We start from the raw sequence: 3,064 nt of genomic DNA, 5'->3' as shown, positions 1-3,064 counted from the left end.
TATTACTCTTTTATGCGGTCGTTCGGACGCTCCAGCTTCGTAAAATTCGCATGCCTGGCTAGATTGATTTTGCACACTTCTTGACAAACCACCATAACTACCCGCTGGGGTGGTATTACCAAGGAACAGCTGATCACTGATCTCGTAACAGCCCAGACATGGTTTACGAACCATGGTCTAGGCTTTGATACCCAGTTTACGGTTGCAATTCATCAAATGTCAGATCCATCGACCTTTGGGTATGTGACAACGAATGAAGCCAGAAAGACGTTACACCTTACGAATATGGATGATAAGCCTTCGGGAACAATGCGGGGCACATTTATCCATGAGTATTTTCATCATGCACAAGGACATTCTGCGACAACCATCACGGGGAAAGATTTGCTGATTAATGGTGGCGCACAAGCAAATTGGTTCATTGAAGGTACTGCTCGATGGATTGAGGACGAGTTACTCGATTCATTGGATACCTATATGTATATGGAGGGATGGGGATCACGGATTGCCGAGGTTGGCATTCACAATGGGACGGGTAACGGATTGCAACGACCGTATCAGCGCTTTAGCTTCTTTAAGCTCTTGACCCAACAATGTCCGCAATTTGATTCGCAATTCCGTACATTCTTAAACGTTGACTTGGCGAGCGATCCCTCAGGAATCGTCAATCTTAGCAACTTTTTCAATGCAGAAACGTGTAATTTTGGTGCGATGCTTGGATCTGATAAGGCACACACGCTTGCTGCTGCCCTTACCTATTATAATTACGGAACGCAATTTGAGAATAAACTCTCACTCTTTGATAGCAATGAAACAACAAATTTTGACGTGTCAACGAATACGGGGTTTCGCTTCGATCAGCCAAATGCGTCTTTTCAGGGCTGGAAAAGTACGCTACAGCAGTGGCTGGATGCACCAACCACGAAGGTTCAATTGAACGATGTTTCAACGATTGCTCCAGCTGGTGCATACTCATTTCGGATTCCTGCACTTTCTGGTGCGCTACCATCAGGAAAAGTGGCCGAGTTCATCGTTGAATCTGGACAAGAAGTCTTTGTTTCCATAACGAGCGCAAGTGATCAGTTCAAGGGGGAAAATACGATCGGGAATCACCCATATAGCTGGTTTTCAACCAAGCAGCAAACCAGCTATCCCTATGCGGCAACTGGCACAGTTCCCGAACTGTTTGTCACCATCGTCAATCCAAGTCTACAGGCGAGTACAAGTATTAAGATTTTCTTTCACGTTCGCGATGAACTTACCCTGGAGACGGCGATCACCAGTCATACCAATGGCGATTCCGTCTCGAAGCGCGTGGAAACTATCGCAGGCATCATTCCAGAGGCTGCTCGTGCAACCACGACCAAGGTAACGCTAACGATTAATGGGATTGCCACTGATACCCCCGTGAATGCCGATGGTACGTTCTCCATTGAGGGAGTCATGGCCTTGGGCGATAACCTCATTAAAGCGCAGGGCATTGATGGATCATCAAAGCCAACCACCAAGGAGCAGATTCTTACCCTTCGGGGTATCGAAAGTAGTGTGCTTGAACGCAATGCCCTGCTCTCCTCGCGTGCGGTGTTTGTATTACGCTGGGATACCAATGGCTCTGATATCGATATCTATACGACGGACACCACAAACAATACGATATGGTTTAATAACCTCATAGTAGGGCAGGGTATTCTCGACTATGATGATACCGATGGATTTGGTCCAGAGGTTATTTCCTATCGCACAAGTGGTGATGATGGATATGCCAATGGGAGTTTTGAGGTCGATGTCCATTACTATAATGGAGCGGTTCCTACTACGTTTACCCTTGATGTGGTTCTAAACGAAACCGAGGGGTCAAATCGTCGGGTGCTCAGATTCCAATCGGCCATCTCCCTACCAGGAGGGATGAGTAGCGAAAATGGTCCCGCTGGGAGTGGATCCTCGCGGGTCAATGATATCATGCGTATTGGGTGCAGTACCCAAGCGGTGTGTAGCTTGACCCAGTTTGATCCCACTATTCTGACCCAATTCACGGAGGCCGCCCGCTAAGAACTTAATGGAATGCGGCAACGAATCCTGTTTTTGAGGGCCATTTGGCTGATTCATGGCTGCTATGTGCTATGTTGTAGCAGCCATGAGCCAGCCAAACATCGGTAGTGGAAGAGCATGAAAAAGTCGGGGGTATGAAACGCGATGGCGAACAGTAGCACACGGTGGTGACGATCAGCCGACTGGTTGAGATTTCGAAGCCGAAGTACCCGTAGCGGGAGCCGTTAGCTCCTGAGACCGCTGCCCCAGGTTTTTCGTGCGTCATCTCGACCAGTCGTGCGTCCCAAAGTTATCACGAAGGGCCTAATGGGCGCTCTGCCTATGCGCAAAAACTCGCGCGATCACGGCGGACAGCGCACGAAAAATGCCGACGGAACGGGCACGGGGAAGAAAAAGCGCTCCACAAGCCAGCGGACATTATTTTTTTGCAGGGGATCCGTGGTACACCAGCGCGTGAGTGCATGGGCATCGTGTGGTTGTTTTATTTCGTCCTATATCTTGTAAGACATGGGAATAAATTATTACCTGAGCGGGATTAGGGTTTGCGTGGGCGGCCTCGACGCACCACAATGCCCGCAGCAGCACGTTCTGCCTGTTTGGCTTTTCGCTGGGCTGCTTTTTTCGCGATCAGCAGCCAAGCGTGCATCAGCATGGCATGCCTCAGAGCAAAAGCGCGGCACATTGCCAGGGTAGTGATACACGGTCGCCTGCATGTGGCAAACGGCACACACCAAGTCATCGCGTTTTAAGGGAACATCACGGGTATGGCCGCGCACGTGAACCCGCGTGATTGGGGTATGTCCAACATTCGTGCGGCCAGCGGCAAAGTAAACATAACCGATACATTTCGTATGGTTTGTCACGCATAGCGCTTGATGGACTTATCGTATGCGGGTGGATATACCCAAGGAATCGAGAGAGGTGGTATAACGAAAGTGGTGCAAAATTAACGAGAGCCAGGTGGACTATACTTGGAAATGCAACAGACCAAGGAAAGGACCACCATGACTCCCAG

1 protein-coding gene is annotated in these 3,064 nt (G+C 49.3%); it reads left to right on the top strand.

Annotated elements, in window-relative coordinates:
- Positions 1-216: 216 nt before the first annotated feature.
- Positions 217-2,049 (top strand): hypothetical protein, encoded by a 1,833-nt coding sequence (locus JOD20_RS26165; RefSeq protein WP_204758116.1) that lies wholly within the window; start codon positions 217-219, stop codon positions 2,047-2,049.
- The last annotated feature ends 1,015 nt before the right edge of the window (positions 2,050-3,064 follow it).

This window comes from Herpetosiphon giganteus, from assembly GCF_016907925.1.
GTDB lineage: Bacteria > Chloroflexota > Chloroflexia > Chloroflexales > Herpetosiphonaceae > Herpetosiphon > Herpetosiphon giganteus.
The sequence above is the reverse complement of the archived record's forward strand: the minus strand, read 5'-3'. Positions and strand labels throughout refer to the sequence as shown.

Bases quoted from the DNA above. Each gene is read 5' to 3' on its own strand.
- JOD20_RS26165 (WP_204758116.1), top strand. From the start codon at position 217: ATGTCAGATCCATCGACCTTTGGGTATGTGACAACGAATGAAGCCAGA.